A 15,513-nucleotide genomic window follows, 5' to 3' on the forward strand; every position below is an offset into this window, starting at 1 on the left:
GGCACCCGTGGTGGGTGGACCGGGGCAACAGCGGCGCATGAGATCACTGGTACTGCGCTGAACCGTGGCGGGCGTACTGCGGTCAGTGGGTGCCCGGCTCGTGGGGTGACCGGTCGAGGTGACCGGAGGCGACCCGGACGGTCTCGGGTTCGGCCGGTGACCGTCGGCGATTGTGCGGGCGGCGCAGCAGCAGGAGGACCAGCACGGCGACCAGGACGACACCGTCGACCACCAGCAGCGTGGCGCCGATCGGGTCGATGCCGTGGGCGTGGTCGGCGGCGTCCAGGATCGGGTCGGGAACCGGCGAGGTGTCCTGGGGTGCGATGCCGGTGCCGACGCTGAAGCGCAGGACGTCGGTGGCGTCCTGCCCGTTGGTGAAGGTGATGTGGTACGCGATGCTGTAGTCGCCGGAGGCGGTGAGGCGTACCGCCTGGCGCAGCCCGGCCTCTCCGTCGGTGCGGGCCCGGCCGTCGTTGACCGGTTTCCCGGTGCTGTCGCGCACGGTGACGTGGGACAGCACCGCGTCCGCGCCGGTGGACAGCCGCAGGACGACGGCGTCCGGTGCGGTGGTCAGGACGGCGCCGTCGCCCGGGTCCACGGTCAGGACCCGGGCGGGGGCGCCATCGGACTGTCGGACGACCGCGGCGATGGTGAGCGCGACCCCGACGGAGGCGAGGGCGGTGACGATGGCCAACGCGCGGCGTCCGGCAGACATGATGGCCGGTCAGCTGCCGGAGTTGGCGAGCGCGAGCCGCCGGCGGCCTTCGGGGGTGCAGTTGCACCTCGCCATCATCTTCTCGCGATCGTTGGGACGCAGATGCAGGTACATCGCGATCAGCATCGGTACGAAGACGATGGAGTTGTAGAACAGGTGCAGCTCGACGCGGGGGATCAGGAGCTGGGCGAAACTGGTCGGTACGGCGGTCCCGGGCAGCAGGAAGCCGACCTGCACCTGGAGCAGGAGGAACAGGTGCTCGACGTGATGCCAGAACTGGATCACCAGGGCGACCGTCCACCAGGTCCGGGCCCGACCGACGAAGCCGGGACGTAGCGCGAACAGGCCGATCAGCATGATGATCGCGTACGCGTAGTGCAGCCACTCCGAGCTGACCAACCAGGGGAACGGCATGCCCAGCACGCCACGGGCCTGTGGCCGGGCCCAGCCCAGCACCCAGATCTGGTACGCCTGAACCAGATGCTCGGCCCAGTGGGCGAGCACGATGAGCATGTACAGCCCCAACACCGCGCGGTGATGCGCGGTGTTGATCGCACCGAGCACCCCGCCCCGGGCGGACTGCTCCTTGGCCACTGTCATGTGTGGACTCCATCCAGAGGGCTGGATAACTTATCGGACACGCTAAGTGACGGCCTGCGGGGCGCGCTTATTCGTTGTTGCGCAGTTCTCGATCATCCGCAGTGGCCGACGCGACGGGCCGGTTCGGCGCCGGGCCGATGAGTTTTCGGAGCGCCGGAAGTCTTACCACAAACGGAGTCGGACGCGGCGCCAAGCCGCCGGTCGAAGCGGAGAACGGTCCGTGACTGAGGTTCACCCGGGGTGCGCCCCGTGCGCTGGAATAACCCGCCCCTGCGGTCCGCGTACCGTCCGCTGATGGAAGACGGTGCCGGACCGTTCTCGTTCCTGCGTTCCCGGCTGCGACCGGAGCTGACCCGGCGGGTGGTGGCGCTGCCACCGGGCACCGCGCTCGACTACGACGAGGCCGAATGGCGTGATGCCATCGTCGTCGTGGAGCAGGGGCAGGTCGAGTTGGAGGCGGTGGGTGGCACCCGTCAGGTGGTCGGCTGCGGTGACGTGCTGTGGCTGGCGGCGCTACCGCTGCGGGCACTGCACAATCGGGGCGCGGTGACCGCGATGCTGGTAGCGGTCTCCCGGCAGCCCCAAACGGCCACGCCCGACGAATAGGTCATGCCCGACCGGGCCCACCGTCCACGGCCCGCCTGCCCACCCGACGGCGTGCCGGGAGGGCACCTTCTCAAGACCTTGGACAGTTTCCGTTAGCAGCTAACGGAAACTGTCCAAGATTTCCCGTCTGGGACCCGGCACGGGAGTGTCGTTGGGGCGGACCGGGTCCGTTGGAGGTGCCGGGATACGGGCCGGGCATGTGCCGTCACCAGGTGCGCTTGAACGTGGCGGTGATGGCGGCCGTCAAGTAACCAGCAGCCCGGCAGTGGCCGGGGAGCAGCCCCGACGAGAGGACGGCTGTGCTGACGAGAACCCGATGTTCGCCAACCCGGGCCATCTGCCGGTGAACCGGCGGCGGTCCGGCGCCGTCATGCGGACGTGCGGCTGCCGCACTCGTCCGCGGACCTGGTGCGTCCGCCCATCCGGCCAGTGGAGGGCTGTATGACTGTGGGTACGGGTTTGTTCTCGGGCCGTAGAGGCCGGCTGGGTAGGAGGGTCGCCCTCCTGTCCATCATGGTGCTCGCGCTCGGTCTGATCGTGGTCATGTCGAGCAGGTCGGACGCGGTAGCCGGGGAACGGGTGAAGTTCGTCAACTCGACCGGCGAGACGCTGTGGATCGGCGCGGGCGAGAGCGCCGACGGCTCGCGGCCGATCACCAACCTGCCCGTGCTGCGACCCGGAGAGTCGAAGACGATCGTCATCCCCGATGCCGGTCAGCCGGGCCACTGGCGCGGCCGGTTCTTCGCCCGGCAACGATGCAGCGGTGACCCCGGCAGCACCTTCAAGTGCCTCGTGGGTGACTGCGGTGCCTACCCGGACCGCTGCGAGCGGGGCGCCGAGCCGGTGAGCCTGGCCGAGTTCAACTTCGACCAGAACAACTCCGGTGCCCCCTGGTACAACGTCAGCTACGTCGACGCGCTGTCCACCATCATCACGATCGACGCCCCCGGTGGGTCCAACCCGGTGGCGGGAACCTGCGTCAGATCGGACTGCTCCGGGGGGCAGATGCTCGCCGCCTGCCCCGAAGCCCACGCCGTACGTGACCCACGGCGCGGGGACCGGATCAACTGTGTCAACCCCAACCGGGACGCGGAGAGCGCCTACACCGCCGCACTCCGTCCCTTCGTCCCGCGCGCCTACCTGTGGTCGACCCATGACAAGGTCCCGGGCAACGAGACGGTGTTCAGCTGCCCCGGATGCGCCGACTTCGTGGTCACCTTCCGCAACAGCGGAGCGACCGCGCCGCCGCCCGCCGACCGGCCCGGCGGGCCGGACTCCTCGGCCTTCGCCCTGCGCGGGTACAAGGACAAGTGCGTCGACGTACCCGGCGGCATCTCCGCCGACGGTGCCCAGTTGCAGCTGTGGAGGTGCAACGGCACCCCGGCACAGCGGTTCTCGTCCGGCCCCAACGGGTCGCTGGTCGCGCTCGGCAAGTGCATGGATGTCGCCTGGGCGTCCCGCGACAACGGCGCCAAGGTGCAGTTGGCGCACTGCAACGGTGGCCCGGCGCAGGTCTGGGTCGTCGAGCGTGGCATGGTGCGGAATCCGCACTCGGGCAAGTGCGTCGACGTTCGAGACTGGAACACCGCCGACGGCGCCCCCCTCCAGATCTGGGAATGCAACCCCGGGCAGGAGAACCAGACCTGGCGGCCAGCCGGCCGCTGAGCCACACCCGGTGGACCGGGCCGACGGCATGTTCCGGCCCGGTCCACGGCGGGGGACCGATGCGGTACGCGGGTGGGCACGGCGTGCCGGACCTGCGGTGCAACGCTGCGGAGCACGGATGAGAGAAGGATACGAATGGAGTCAGCGGGTCGGTGTCGGGCGTCGGGGCCGCATCCGGGTGCGTCGGCGTACTCGCACCGGATGAGCGGTCGACGGACGAGCCACTGGTGGACCTTGTCCCTGCTGCTGACGGTGCTGCTCGTCCCCCTCGCCGCAGCGGCACCGGCCAGCGCCGCACCGGCCGACGAAACCGGAAAGTACTACGTCGTCGGGCCACCGGTGCACGGCCAGCGCGACTACCTCTACAGCATCGCGCTGCGCACCCTCGGCAACGGAAACCGGTTCCGGGAGATCATCGACCTCAACCGGGGTCGGGAGCAGCCCGACGGGACCACCTTCACCGACGGTGTGCAGCTCGCACCCGGCTGGATCCTCGTGTTGCCACGCGACGCCGACGGGCCGGGGGTCCGTACCGGCGCTCTCCCGGCGATCCGACCGCCGACCCCCCGTGCGTCGCCGAGTCCGGTGGCACCGTCGCCCAGCCCGGTAGCGCCCTCGCCGACCGCCGCGGCGCCCTCGCCGAGCTTCACCCCACCGCCAACCGCCCCGGCCGAGTCGCCTCCGGCGGCCGAACCCACGACCCCGGCCGTCACCGGCCCCCGGGCGCAGGGCCCGCAGTCCGGGCTGACCAACATCAGCCCCAACCTGATCCGGATCGGGGCTGCCGTGCTCGCGGTGGCGCTCGCCGTGGTCGCGATCCTGGTGCTGCCCCGGAGGGCATTCCGGATGCGTTCGGTGACCCTCGACGACGGGCCGTGGCCGCCGGAACGGCACCACACGCCCACTCCGGCCGAACTCGCCGCAGGCCCATCGGCGGCCACCTCGTCGGCATCCCCACCGGATCCGAGGAACCCGCCGCCGTCGTCGCCGCCGGGTCCGTCCGGCCCGCCGCCGTCGTCGCCGCCGGGTCCGTCCGGCCCGCCGCCGTCGTTCCCGCCGGGTCCGTCGGGCCCACCGCCGTCGTTGCTGTCAGGTCCGCCGGCGACACCGCGGTCGTCCTCGTTGTCCCAGGCATCCCGAGCGTCCGCCGACCCGGTGTCGCCTCCGGTGACCAGGTCGGCTGCGTCGCCGATGCCCGGCACGCCAGTGCCGTCCGGCGTGTCGGAACCGGCCGTGCTGCCCGTGTCCGCTTCGTCGGCTGCCGATTCGCCGGCGTCGGGTCTGCCCCGTTCAGGGCAGCCGGCGGTCCCGCCGGGGCCGGCTTCTCCCGGCGTCGGGATTTCGGCGGGCCGACGTGGGCCGCAGGTGCCCGGCCAGACGAATGGCGAGCCGGTGGCGGGTCAGCTGGTTTCCGTCCCGACGCTGACTGACCTGACCGCCGCCGAGCAGGCGCGGCTGCCACTGGAGACTTCAGCACCGGCCGAGGCGCCGTCGGCACCGCCGCCCGAGTGGCCGCCGTTCGCCGTTGCCTCGCCAGCCGCGCCAGCCGCGCCCGCTCGCCCGCAGGCAGCGGCGCAGCCCGACGCGGGGTCAGACGACGACGACCGCGATCTGCCTCGGCCGACCTTGCCGGTCGACGGCGAGGTGCCGTACGTCCGGACCGAACTGAAGACCGAATCGGGCCCCATCCTGGTGCGCCTGGTCGGTGTCACGACCGGCCCGTCGGCTCCCGCCTACGCCTGGCTCGCCGACTCCGAGCCGGCACCCCTGGCGGCCGTACCGCTGGTGCTGGGCCGCAAGGGTCCGTGGCAGCTACAGATCGACCTGGGGCGGGCGCCGGACGTCTTCACCCTGGTCGGCGTCGTGGACGAGTGTCGCCGGCTGGCTGCGGCGTACGCCCGGCAGTTGCACGAGGCCGGGGTGGCGGTCGCCGTCGTTGGTGACGCGCTCGGTGCAGAGACCGTCGACGGCTGCCGCCGGCTGACCGCGTGGCCCGAGCCGGACGACACCGTGTCCGGGCCCCACGTCGTCATCACCGCGGGTCTGCCGGCGGGCGCGGGCGGCGGGATACGCGGACTCGCCGCCGGCTCGAAGGGCCGCTACATCCCGTTGGTGATCGGTCCGGTCCCGTACGGCCGGTGGTCGGCTCAGCTTTCCGTCGGGGACTGAAGCCGGGGCAGGACGCTCGGCAGTGGTGCCTGCTCCAGCCGGGGTATCCGCTGCCAGGCACCTGCCTCGGCACGGTACGCCCGGCGGACCCGCACCCGTGGGTAGGAGCGGCTGGCGAGGATCAGCTCCACCTGCGCGGCGCGGAGAGACTCGGCCCGGGTGCGGACCCGGCCGAGCGGGGCGAGCAGGTCGGCGGTTGCCGTCACGTCGATCGCCCGATGCCTCGGCACCCGTAGTTCCACCAGCAGCCGTCCGGCCCGTACCGGCGGTTGGCGACGGTAGAGCCGGAGCCAGTTGCGTGGCAGCCGGACGCGGTCGGCCGGCAGGAGGGCGTAGGCCCGCCGGGTGCCGAAGGTCGGCCAGCGCCGCACCTCGTTGGGTAGGCCGGCGATCGACCGGGCCTGCGAGGCACAGCGGATCGACAGCGACTCGCCCGCACACTCGCCGGTCGACGTCAGCTCACCACGCTGGTCCATGGCGAAGGTGTCCACCGCGAAGGCCCGGTCCAGCCGTGCCGCTGGCAGCAGGTACGCCTCGCGCAGACCACGCAGGTGTTGCAGGCGTGCGGGCAGCTGCGCGCGAAGCGCGGCCATCGGAATCGCGCCGCCCGGCTCGACCCGTACCCGCAGCAGGTGACGGCCGTCCGGCACTGACCGTGGATCCAGGAACGCGAGCAGGAACAGCTCGGCGCCGGGCAGTCCACCGCCGACCGCCTGGGCTTCGACCGGCGACACGACGAACGCCTCGAATCGTTCGGCGTTGACCTGCTGCCCCGGGGACAGCCACCCCAGGCCGTACCCCGCCCGGCGGTCCTCGCCGGCCATCGCGGGGCGGGGGAGGGGCGTCTCCGGCACGACCTCGGTCTTCTCCGGCGACCGTTGGCCGGTCTGCTCCGTTGCCGGCCCGGCTGCCTGGTCCGCGTCCGCCGCCTGGTCCGCGTGCTCCGCCTGCTGGTCCGCCTGCTCCGGTGCTGGCTGGTCGGTCTGCTCCGGTGCTGGCTGGTCCGCCTGCTCCGGTGTGCTGTCCGGTGTCGGCGCGAGTGGCTGGTGGGGGTGCGAAGCGTCGGTGGTGACCGTCGGCTGGAGGGCCAGCTCCGCCATCGGCTGCTCGGTATCCGGCGGCTCGACGTCCGGCTGCTCGGTATCCGGCTGTTCGGTGTCCGGCGGTGACGTGGGATGCACCGTGACGCTGAGCCCGGCGGACGCCGCGACGAGCAGGCCGGTCGGCGTCGTGCGTAGCGCGGGTGGGCCGGCGGCGAACGGCGGCCGGTACGCCTGCCATTCGGCGGGCCGCCCCGCGTGGTCGAGTGCGCGCAGATCCCGCCGGCCGTCGACCAGCTCCGCGCTACCACCCGGCGGCGGCGTCCAGACCGTGGCGCCGGTCGTCTCCGCCAACTCCCGCGCCTGGGCGACGAGGCTCTGCTGCTCCTGGGGATCGGATGGCCAGGTCAGCCAGAGCCGCAGATCGCTGCCGTAGAGCGGTAGGTCGCCGAGCAGAGCGGCCAGTTGGTCGCCACGGTAGACCCGCTGCGTACCGCCGTAGTCGCCGACCAGGAAGCCACCGGCCCGGGCGGTGACCGCGACGGTCACCAGCCCGTCCGGGGCCGTGCCGAGCCGGTGCGCGGTGGCGCGTCGGGTGACGAAGTCGGCCCGGGTGGCGAGGACGACTCCGCCGTGCAGGGGCAGACCCACCACGCCGGTACGCGGGCGCACCAGACCACGCTCGACGGTGAACCAGCCGGGCAGCGGCGTGGCCAGATCGGGCGGCTGGATGACCAGCCAGTCCCGGCTGTTCCCGGCCTCCCGATCGAACGGCACCGCGTGCATCGGCCCGCCCTGCCGGCCGTGCTGCCGAATCTCGGTGCCCTTGGGGCTGACCAGGATGTCGTGCGCGAGCAGCCCGGCCACCTCGCTGAACAGGTCGGCGTGCCGGGCACCGTCGTCGGTCAGGATCCGTACGTCGTCGGCGGCCTCACCGGAGCGTAGGACCAGGTCGGTGATGGCCCGCGCGGTGAGGGGACGGTCGGGTTTGGCCGGCAGCACCAGACCACCGCGCCCACCCGGGGCCAGCCAGAGATCGAACAGGCCGGGGATCCGCCGGTGCCGGCGGGGATCGAAGCGGAGTGCAGCCGAGGGCTGGTCTGCGTCCGCGTCTATCGTCCTGACTGTGTCCATGCGCTCTCACCACCGTCCGCAGGGTTCAGCGTGCGGGTGACGGCCGGCGAACCCACCACATGACCTGGTCTCCTGGCCCTTACGTCATCACGACGATGGTCATCGGGCTCTGGTTCACCTGTGTTCGAACGTTTTTGCCGATCAGATTGAACGGATGCGGCGCAGATCCGCTGTAGAGGGTGTCGGCCGGGCTGATCGGCCGGGCTACTGAAGGAGGAACATCAGTGCTGGCGAAGCGCCCGAACGTTGGCCGCCTGCTCGCGGGCGTGGCGGCCGTCTGCTGCCTGGTCGTGGCGATGGCCGGTACGGCAGCGGCCCAGAAGGCCCCGCCGGACCCGCAGGCATACGTCAAGTACTACGTCGTCACCGCGGCGTACCAGGGACAGCCGGAGAACCTCACCGAGATCGCGACTCGGTTTCTCGGCAGCGGCGAACGATCTGCGGAGATCTACAACCTCAACGCCGGCCGGGTGCAGCCGGACGGGAAAAGCCTGACCGACCCGGCCCGGCTCAACCGTGGCTGGTACCTGGTGCTGCCGTGGGACGCGGTCGGCGAGGGAGTGGAGTACGGGCAGGTCCCGTCCGGCACGAAGTCGCCCACCAAGGCACCCAGCCCCACCGGCACCGCGAGGCCCTCCGCGAGTCCCAGCCCCAGCGGCAGCCCCAGCCCCAGTCCCAGCCCGTCGCCCACCGGTACGAAGGCCGCCCCCGGCTGTACCGCGGTCGCCGGGTCCAGCAGCCGCTCGGACTGGGCGCAGATGCGGTTGGCCGCCGACGGGGCATGGGATCTGAGCCGGGGTAACGGCGTCATGGTGGCGGTGGTCGACTCGGGCGTGGACGGCGGCCTCCAACAGCTCAGCGGCCGTGTGGCGGTCGGCGCGGACGTCACCGTCGGCAACGGCCGGGGGGACACCGACTGCCTGGGCACCGGCACGGCGATGGCGAGCATCATCGCGGGGAACGCCGGTGTCCAGCAGGCACCCGTCGGCCTCGCCCCCGACGCCACCGTCCTGCCGGTGCGGATGGTCGGCAAGTCGGGTAACGCGCGGGCCACGGACGCGGCGAACGCCATCGAGGTGGCGGTGAGCGCTGGCGCGTCGGTACTCGCCCTCGGCTCGCACGTGGACCTGGCCGCCCCGGCGGTCACCGCGTCGATCACCACCGCGCTCAACCACGACGTGATCGTGGTGGCGGGCGCCCCGACCAAGCCCGTCACGCTGCCCTCACCCACCGAACCCAAGGCCACCGGCGCGCTGCTGCTGGTCGGCGGTGTCGGTGCCGACAACAAGCTGGTCGACGAGTACCAGCCGGACACGGTGGAGGTGGTCGCGCCTGGCGCGGACGTGACCGGCATCGGGCCCGGCGACGCCGGCCCGTTGAGCTACACCGGCACCCGCTTCGCGGTCGCCTTCGTGGCCGGGCAGGCGGCGCTCGTCCGGGCCGCCTATCCGGAGCTGAGCGCGGTCCAGGTCGAGCAGCGGATCCAGGGCACCGCCGACGCGGTGGGCGGTGACACCCCGGACACCGGGTACGGCGCCGGAATGATCAATCCGGCGGTGTCGCTCGCTCGGACCATCGAGGGCGAGCAGCCGACCGGGACCGGGGTGAGCGGCGGCGGCGGTGGGGGTGGCGGTGGCGTGGCCACTCTCGTCCTGATCGGCGTCGCACTGGTCGGTGGTGGCGCCTTCCTGGCGCTGGGCCTGCACCGCCGCCGCGCGTACAGCTGAGCCGCCAGGTCACCACCCACGGAAACGGGGTACGGGCTGTGGGCCCGTACCCCGTTTTCCGTTCGTGCCGTCGGTTACCGCAGTCGCCAGGTCTGCTCGGCGTTGGCGACGTAGATCCAGAGTTCCAGCGGCTTGCCCTTGGCGTTCATGTCGACGTCGACCGACTTGCCGTTGAGCTGGCTGATGATGCCGCCCTTGTCGTTGATCTTCCAGGACTGGGCCGGGTTCCCGCTACAGATGGCCACCTGGATCGCGGTGCCGTCCTCGGAACCGCCCCAGGCGATGTCCATGCACAGTCCACGGGAACGGATCGTGCCGTCGTTACGGACGTCCCACCACTGTGCCGGAGCCTCGGTGCAGGTGCGCAGTTCGAGGCGGGTGCCGTCGCCGGTGCTGCCGGAGCTGACGCAGAGCCCGGTACGCGGGTGGAAGATCTGCTTGGCGCCGGCGGGACGCTGCGGCTTCGGTGCCGGCTTCGGCGCGGCCGTCGTCGGCTTCGGTGCCGCGGTGGTCGGCTTCGTGTCCGGCTCGGACGTGTCGGAAGGCGGCGTGCTGGGCGTCTTCGGGCTCGGCGACGGTGCCTCGTCCGACGAGCTGGGATCCGGGTCGGGAGCCTGCGACGTCGGCGGTGCCGACGGGGCGGGTTTGGTCGGCGTGGGCTTGGTCAGCCGGGTGTCCAGCGCGTAGAGGTCGGTGAGGGCCTTCACCGCGCGTAGGAACGTCTCGGTGCCCTGGTCGAAACTGCCACCGGTCTGCCGTACCGCGGTGGGGCCGTTGCGGTAGGCCGCGAGGGCCAACAGGTAGGGGTCACCGTCGAGACTGGCCAGCTCGTCCGCAAGGCCACACATCGCGTTGCCCACGGCCGGGATCGCCGCCGTCGGGTCCCAGGCGGAGCCACCGTCCGGGCCGTAGGTCTGCCACACCTCGGGCAGGAACTGCGCGATGCCCCGCTGCCCTTCCGAGCCGAGCTTGTTGGCGTCGAACCCGGACAGCGTCATGAGTTGTGCGGCCACCATCGCCGGAGTCACCTGGTCGCAGACCGACCCGGCGCTGACCACAAGCCGAACATACGGCGCGGGTACCCCCTTCGCGTCGCTGGCGGGCGGGGGCGTCGCGGTCGGCAGACCAGGCCCGCCGAACTGCTTCAGCTTGCCGTAGTACCCGGCGTAGCCGCTGACCAGGTCGACGTACTCGACGGCCTCGGCGGGTACGCCCTTGGCCCGGGTGACCGCCGGCAGCCCGGTGTGGAAGGCGGCCACCGCCAGGCGCCACTGGTCACCGGGGGTGCCGGCCAGCCGGAGTTGCCCGGTGAAGTCGCACATCTGGTGGGCGAGGGCCAGCACGCTGGCGGAGACGTCGGAGCGGCTGGCGTCCGGCCAGGGCTTCCACCTCTTCCAGTCCTCGTCGTTCAGGCCGGCGATGCCCCGCCCGCCGGAGGCGGTGTCCCGCGCCCGAGGGTCGAGCCCTGATTCGGTCATCAGCTGCCCGGCGATCCGGGCCGGAGTGAGCACCGGACAGGACCGGGCCGCGGCGACGATGGCGGTCATCTGCTTTTTGGTGACCGATTCGCCGACGACGGTGTCGTCGCGGGCTGAGGCGACACCCCAGTTGATGGTGGCGACGACGGCGGAGAGGATCGCCAGCGCGGCCAGCACGGCCGCCAGCACCTTGCGTGGCGTACGGCCGAGTCTGAGCTTGTTGAATACGAGATCGGTGGTCACAGGCCATCCCTTTCGGCGTGGCGACACCTGTCGTGACGGATCTCCGCCGTCCGGCGTTCATGGTCGGGGCGACATTTTTCAATTCGTGTCGACCGGCACTGAACCAACCTCCCCGCACAGCCGTCAACCGGGCAGCGCCGCCACACCGCGGCCCACCAGACCTGACCGCCGAGCCACACCGTCGAAAGTGGAGGACAAACATGCTGACCAGGCGCTATGCGCCGGGGGTGAATTCTGTGGACACAGCGGTGGGTGGAGGGGTGACCTGGGCAGGGCACCCCCACCCCGGTACGGCTATGCTCGCGGTCAGGGCCGTGAGGACACGTACCGTTGTTCACCCGGCCGGCAGGATGCGATCCGTCCGTCAGGGAGGCGGCCTGTGTCGGCGGTGCCCAACGAGGCGATTGGACCGTGTCTTCCGGACAGTGCCGCCGTCGTGCCGTCCGCCGCCGAGGCGCTGCTGAGGCAGATCGTCGACGAATACCGTCGGCCCCTGCACCGCTTCCTCACCCGCCTGCTGCTCGGGCAGCAGGATCTCGCCGAGGACCTGGTGCAGGAGACGTTCCTGCGGGCCTGGCGTAACGCGCAGACCCTCGCCGCCGATCCGTCGAAGATCGCACCGTGGCTCTACACGGTGGCCCGGCACGTGGCGATCGACGCCATGCGGGCCAGGCAGGCCCGACCGCCCGAGGTCAGCCTGCCGGACCTGAACCGGGTCCCCACCACGGACGACGAGATGGACCGGGTGGTGAGCGTGCACGCGGTGCGCAGTGCGCTCGGAAAAATCAGTCCAGAGCACCGTGCGGTGCTGCTGGAGATGTACTACCGGGGCGCCTCAGTGGCTGAGGCGGCGGTGCGGCTGGGGATACCCGAGGGTACGGTAAAATCCAGAGCCTATTACGCGGTACGCGCACTGCATGCCGCGATCGGCTCGACCGAGTCGTCCTGACCCAAGGTCGCCCCGGACCCAGACAGACACCGCGTGGTGCCGACCCGTTGAGGAGAGGGCTGGATGCGCGCAGGCGGGGATCACGCCACGGCCGAGCAGGAGAGGCTGGCCCTCTACCTGATGGGTGCCTTGGACGACGCGGAACGCGAGTCGTTCGAGACGCACCTCGCCGGCTGCTGGCACTGCCTCGACGAGGCGGCCGCGATCGGCCCGTCGATCAGCGGCCTGGCCGGCCTCGGCGACGCCGACTGGTCACTGCCCACCGACGAGCCATCGCTGTCGACGCCCTCCACCGACGCAGGCCCGGTGCCATCCGTACCTACGGCGTCGGCCGACGCCGGCCCGCCCCTGCCCGCGCCGCCGGTCGCCGCCGGTCCGCCGCAGCCCGCGCCGCCGGTCGCGGCAGCTCCGCCGCAGGCCGCATCCGACCCTGATGCGTCGACGCTCGGCGTCGCCCCTGGCGTGGACAGTCCCCAGCACACCGATCCTCCGGCAACCGCCGCCGGGACCGGCGGCGCACCGGCCGGTCCGGGGCGCGGCGGCGAGGCGGGCGCCGGCCCGGTCCGACCGACCGGCAGCCGCCCGGGTGCCAGGCGTCCCGCCAGCACGCGACCAGCCTCTACGGCCGCTTCGCGGCGACGGCGCCGGGCGCTCTGGGCCGGCGCGGCAGCACTCGTCCTGGCCCTGGCCGGCGGGGTGGCGGTCGTCAACGAGTGGACTTCCCGACCCGATCCGGTGTTGATCGCCACCGGAGAGGCACCGGGCTACGGGGCCAGTCTCTCCGTCGTGATCACCGAAGGCGAGCGGGGTGGCGCCACGATCCGGATCACCGCCAGTGGCCTGCGGCAGGGCACCCGATACCGGTTGTTCGCGGTGACCCGCGACGGCGCCACCCACGCCATCCGGGACTGGACCGCGACATCGGGGCCACAGGAAGTGGCCGGCGAAACCTCCCTACCGGTCGACCAGCTGTCGTTCATCACCGTCGGGCTGACCGACGGCTCCGCGATCGTGACCGCGCCGATCGCCCAGAGTCCCGCCTCCCCCCGCTGACCGCTCAGGATTCGGCCTCGCCCCGCTGACCGGCCCTGCTCCGGTTGGGCGGGGCCGCGACCGTTCCTTCCCTGGCGATCTTCGGCCTCGGTTCTGTTGCCGCGTCCCCTGGTGAACACGTCCCTGCGGCCAGCCCAGAAAGTTTGCCGAACCGGTGAACCGAGACCGTGTCGCATCCGTCATCGCGGCAAGAGGCAGCGTGAGTAGCCGGATCGGAGCGGCGACATGAGGCAGGTTTTCCAGGGCCGGAGTTGACGGTGACCGGACCGTCCGGGGTGTCATCGCAGCGGCGGCCGTGCAGCTAATCCGGTTCTCGTAGTGCCCCATGTTGAGCCGCACCGAAAAGGAAGCCACGTGGGTCGACTCTTGTCGATCATCACCGACATCCGCCAACGGGGCGGTGTGGTCCTAACGGAGAGGCAGGTCAAGTGGCAAACGACGATTATGATCTTGAGGCGCAGATGGGTGGCCTCGATCTTGATTCGTATCCGGATGCGCTGGGGGAGGCGCAGGATTATTCGCAGACGCAGGCGGAGGCGTTTGCGAATGCGCAGGCTCAGGCTCAGGCGGACGCGCTTGCGGCTCGGCAGGTGCAGGCGGAATCCAGGAGCTATCTGAAGTCGGCCGCACGTGCGGTGAAAAATGCGGTGACCAGGCCTACTCCGGACTCGACCAGTAAGGCCGAGGACGTTGCCAACGTCGCGACCACCTTGACCGCTTTCGGAGCCACGGTCAAGGATTATGCGGGTAACGTATTCGGAGCCGAAGTGGCGCTTGACGTTGTCAACGCTGCCACCAACCTGGGAACCGCGGTGTCCGAATTCTACTGGGGCGTCGAAGGTGGGGAGGCTCGTAAAAATCCTTACTACTTCGCGGCCAACGTAACTGGATCTGCTCTGGGCTTGGCGCGCTTGGGGATCGATCTGTCGAAGCAGAGTGGTCTCGAAAACGCAAAGTTCGGAATCGACGTGGCGCAGATGGCGGTCCAGGTTGCGAAGTGGGGTACCAAGCCTTCGGAGAAGAAGGCCAAGGGCAAAGAATTCGAGAGTTTGTCTCGGCAGGTCTCGGATCTCGAGTCGCAATTGTCGCGGGCCAGTTCGAGAATCGGGGCTTCCGCCGAGTCATCGCGCAGTAGGGTGCCGGCCCCGCGCCCTCCGGGCAGGAGCAAAACTGCCCCGGTGGCCGGTCCGTCACGGAACCTGCCGGAGCAGGGCGAAAGCCATCGCGATAAGCGCGATAAGAAGGGGAAGAAGAAGGCATGATCAGCGGCGTGTGCGGTTGAGCCGCAATCTGGCGGTGGCTGGGCGAATCGGCAGAAGCCCGGGTAGCGTGGCCGTCGACGTGGACGGCATCCCGTCCAACACAGGCATTACCTGATGATTTGCCGGTGTCCCGCCCCACCACTGAGCCCCCGGATGCCGGTACACCGGCATCCGGGGGCTTTGCGCAGCCAACGGTTTCAGCGGGCGTGTGCCCTGGTGCGGCGCCGGGATGCGGTGGACGTCGGGAGCAGGCCGGGTTGGCTCCTCGCCCCGGCGCTGCGCACGCTGGTGAGCCGCGCCGCCGAGGTGAACCGGGGAGTGGCCGGGGCGGCCAGGGCCAACCGCCGCCAGCGGGAGTGATCGGCGGCGGTCCAGTACCGCTCGCGTGACTCCTTGGCAGCGGCGGGGTGCCCGGTCGGGGTGGCCCGGTCGTCGAGGTACTCCTTCGCCGCCAGGCCCCGGGCCTGGTTGGCGCGGGCCCAGGCGCGGTCACGCTCTGCGCCGTGCGCGTCGGTGTCCTGGACCTGTGGCTGCTCCACCCGCCGACTCCCGTCGGTGATGGCCGGCGTCGCGGCGGCCTCCGCGTACTGCGCCCGGCGAAGGCTGGCGAGTGCCGCCGCCGTCGCGACACCCCTGGGCGGTGGGGTCGGGCTCGGCCACGGACGTCGTCGCGAGATCGGACTGCGGACGGCTTCGTTCTGGCGGGAACGCGGTGGGCGCATCGGTCTCCTCCAGGGGTCGGCTACACCCCGTTCTACGGGCACGCCGCCGCTGGGTTCGCCGGGCGAGAGATGTTCCGAGAAAAAACTCGGAACTCGTCCTGAACCGAGCGTCCGGTAGCGCCGTTAAGCGGCAGTCACCAGTGGCCGGTG

General features: G+C 71.3%; 12 protein-coding genes. 7 read left to right on the top strand and 5 right to left on the bottom strand.

All coding sequences use genetic code 11. The annotated features are described in order from the left end of the window. Positions 1-82: 82 nt before the first annotated feature. Together E0H26_RS30320 and E0H26_RS14280 are read right to left on the bottom strand one after the other, a co-directional pair. On the bottom strand, positions 83-715 hold the full coding sequence (locus E0H26_RS30320; protein ID WP_131304093.1) for a copper resistance CopC family protein: 633 nt from the start codon (positions 713-715) through the stop codon (positions 83-85). Positions 716-724: 9 nt separating this feature from the next. Further along, on the bottom strand, positions 725-1,315 hold the full coding sequence (locus E0H26_RS14280) for a hypothetical protein (RefSeq protein WP_131304094.1): 591 nt from the start codon (positions 1,313-1,315) through the stop codon (positions 725-727). Positions 1,316-1,609: 294 nt separating this feature from the next. Here E0H26_RS14280 and E0H26_RS29325 point away from each other — a divergent pair, with 294 nt between their 5' ends. From E0H26_RS29325 to E0H26_RS14295, 3 genes are all read left to right on the top strand, one after another. Next, positions 1,610-1,921, top strand: coding sequence for a cupin domain-containing protein (locus E0H26_RS29325; RefSeq protein WP_165521869.1), 312 nt, complete (start codon positions 1,610-1,612; stop codon positions 1,919-1,921). 513 nt (positions 1,922-2,434) lie between these two features. Continuing rightward, on the top strand, positions 2,435-3,586 hold the full coding sequence (locus tag E0H26_RS14290; protein WP_240742166.1) for a ricin-type beta-trefoil lectin domain protein: 1,152 nt from the start codon (positions 2,435-2,437) through the stop codon (positions 3,584-3,586). 201 nt (positions 3,587-3,787) lie between these two features. Next, on the top strand, positions 3,788-5,755 hold the full coding sequence (locus E0H26_RS14295) for a hypothetical protein (RefSeq protein WP_131304097.1): 1,968 nt from the start codon (positions 3,788-3,790) through the stop codon (positions 5,753-5,755). On the opposite strand, the gene E0H26_RS14300 is transcribed toward E0H26_RS14295, so the two are convergent. Then, positions 5,734-7,929 carry a hypothetical protein gene (locus E0H26_RS14300; RefSeq protein ID WP_131304098.1) on the bottom strand — a complete coding sequence of 732 codons (2,196 nt, stop codon included), beginning with the start codon at positions 7,927-7,929 and terminating at the stop codon, positions 5,734-5,736. The two genes, E0H26_RS14295 and E0H26_RS14300, sit on opposite strands and share 22 nt — an antisense overlap. A 224-nt stretch (positions 7,930-8,153) precedes the next feature. Between E0H26_RS14300 and E0H26_RS14305 the strand changes: the two genes are divergently transcribed. Further along, positions 8,154-9,656, top strand: coding sequence for a S8 family serine peptidase (locus tag E0H26_RS14305; protein WP_131304099.1), 1,503 nt, complete (start codon positions 8,154-8,156; stop codon positions 9,654-9,656). Between the two features lie 74 nt (positions 9,657-9,730). Here the strand turns inward: E0H26_RS14305 and E0H26_RS14310 are convergent, their stop codons facing one another. Further along, entirely contained in the window at positions 9,731-11,377 is a 1,647-nt protein-coding gene (locus E0H26_RS14310) for a ricin-type beta-trefoil lectin domain protein (RefSeq protein WP_131304100.1), read from the bottom strand. A gap of 379 nt (positions 11,378-11,756) precedes the next feature. On the opposite strand from E0H26_RS14310, the gene E0H26_RS14315 reads away from it, so the two are divergent. From E0H26_RS14315 to E0H26_RS14325, 3 genes are all read left to right on the top strand, one after another. Further along, a complete protein-coding gene (locus tag E0H26_RS14315) occupies positions 11,757-12,326 on the top strand; it encodes a sigma-70 family RNA polymerase sigma factor (RefSeq protein ID WP_131304101.1) in 570 nt (189 codons plus the stop codon). Positions 12,327-12,389: 63 nt separating this feature from the next. Next, on the top strand, positions 12,390-13,379 hold the full coding sequence (locus E0H26_RS14320; protein ID WP_131304102.1) for a zf-HC2 domain-containing protein: 990 nt from the start codon (positions 12,390-12,392) through the stop codon (positions 13,377-13,379). Positions 13,380-13,807: 428 nt separating this feature from the next. Beyond that, on the top strand, positions 13,808-14,641 hold the full coding sequence (locus E0H26_RS14325) for a hypothetical protein (protein WP_131304103.1): 834 nt from the start codon (positions 13,808-13,810) through the stop codon (positions 14,639-14,641). A gap of 197 nt (positions 14,642-14,838) precedes the next feature. Here the strand turns inward: E0H26_RS14325 and E0H26_RS14330 are convergent, their stop codons facing one another. After that, on the bottom strand, positions 14,839-15,180 hold the full coding sequence (locus E0H26_RS14330) for a hypothetical protein (RefSeq protein WP_131304104.1): 342 nt from the start codon (positions 15,178-15,180) through the stop codon (positions 14,839-14,841). Between the last annotated feature and the right edge of the window lie 333 nt (positions 15,181-15,513).

This window comes from Micromonospora zingiberis (assembly GCF_004331455.1).
In the GTDB taxonomy this organism is placed as follows: Bacteria; Actinomycetota; Actinomycetes; order Mycobacteriales; family Micromonosporaceae; genus Micromonospora; species Micromonospora zingiberis.

Bases quoted from the DNA above. Each gene is read 5' to 3' on its own strand.
- E0H26_RS30320 (WP_131304093.1), bottom strand. From the start codon at position 715: ATGTCTGCCGGACGCCGCGCGTTGGCCATCGTCACCGCCCTCGCCTCC.
- E0H26_RS14280 (WP_131304094.1), bottom strand. From the start codon at position 1,315: ATGACAGTGGCCAAGGAGCAGTCCGCCCGGGGCGGGGTGCTCGGTGCG.
- E0H26_RS29325 (WP_165521869.1), top strand. From the start codon at position 1,610: ATGGAAGACGGTGCCGGACCGTTCTCGTTCCTGCGTTCCCGGCTGCGA.
- E0H26_RS14290 (WP_240742166.1), top strand. From the start codon at position 2,435: ATGGTGCTCGCGCTCGGTCTGATCGTGGTCATGTCGAGCAGGTCGGAC.
- E0H26_RS14295 (WP_131304097.1), top strand. From the start codon at position 3,788: ATGAGCGGTCGACGGACGAGCCACTGGTGGACCTTGTCCCTGCTGCTG.
- E0H26_RS14300 (WP_131304098.1), bottom strand. From the start codon at position 7,929: ATGGACACAGTCAGGACGATAGACGCGGACGCAGACCAGCCCTCGGCT.
- E0H26_RS14320 (WP_131304102.1), top strand. From the start codon at position 12,390: ATGCGCGCAGGCGGGGATCACGCCACGGCCGAGCAGGAGAGGCTGGCC.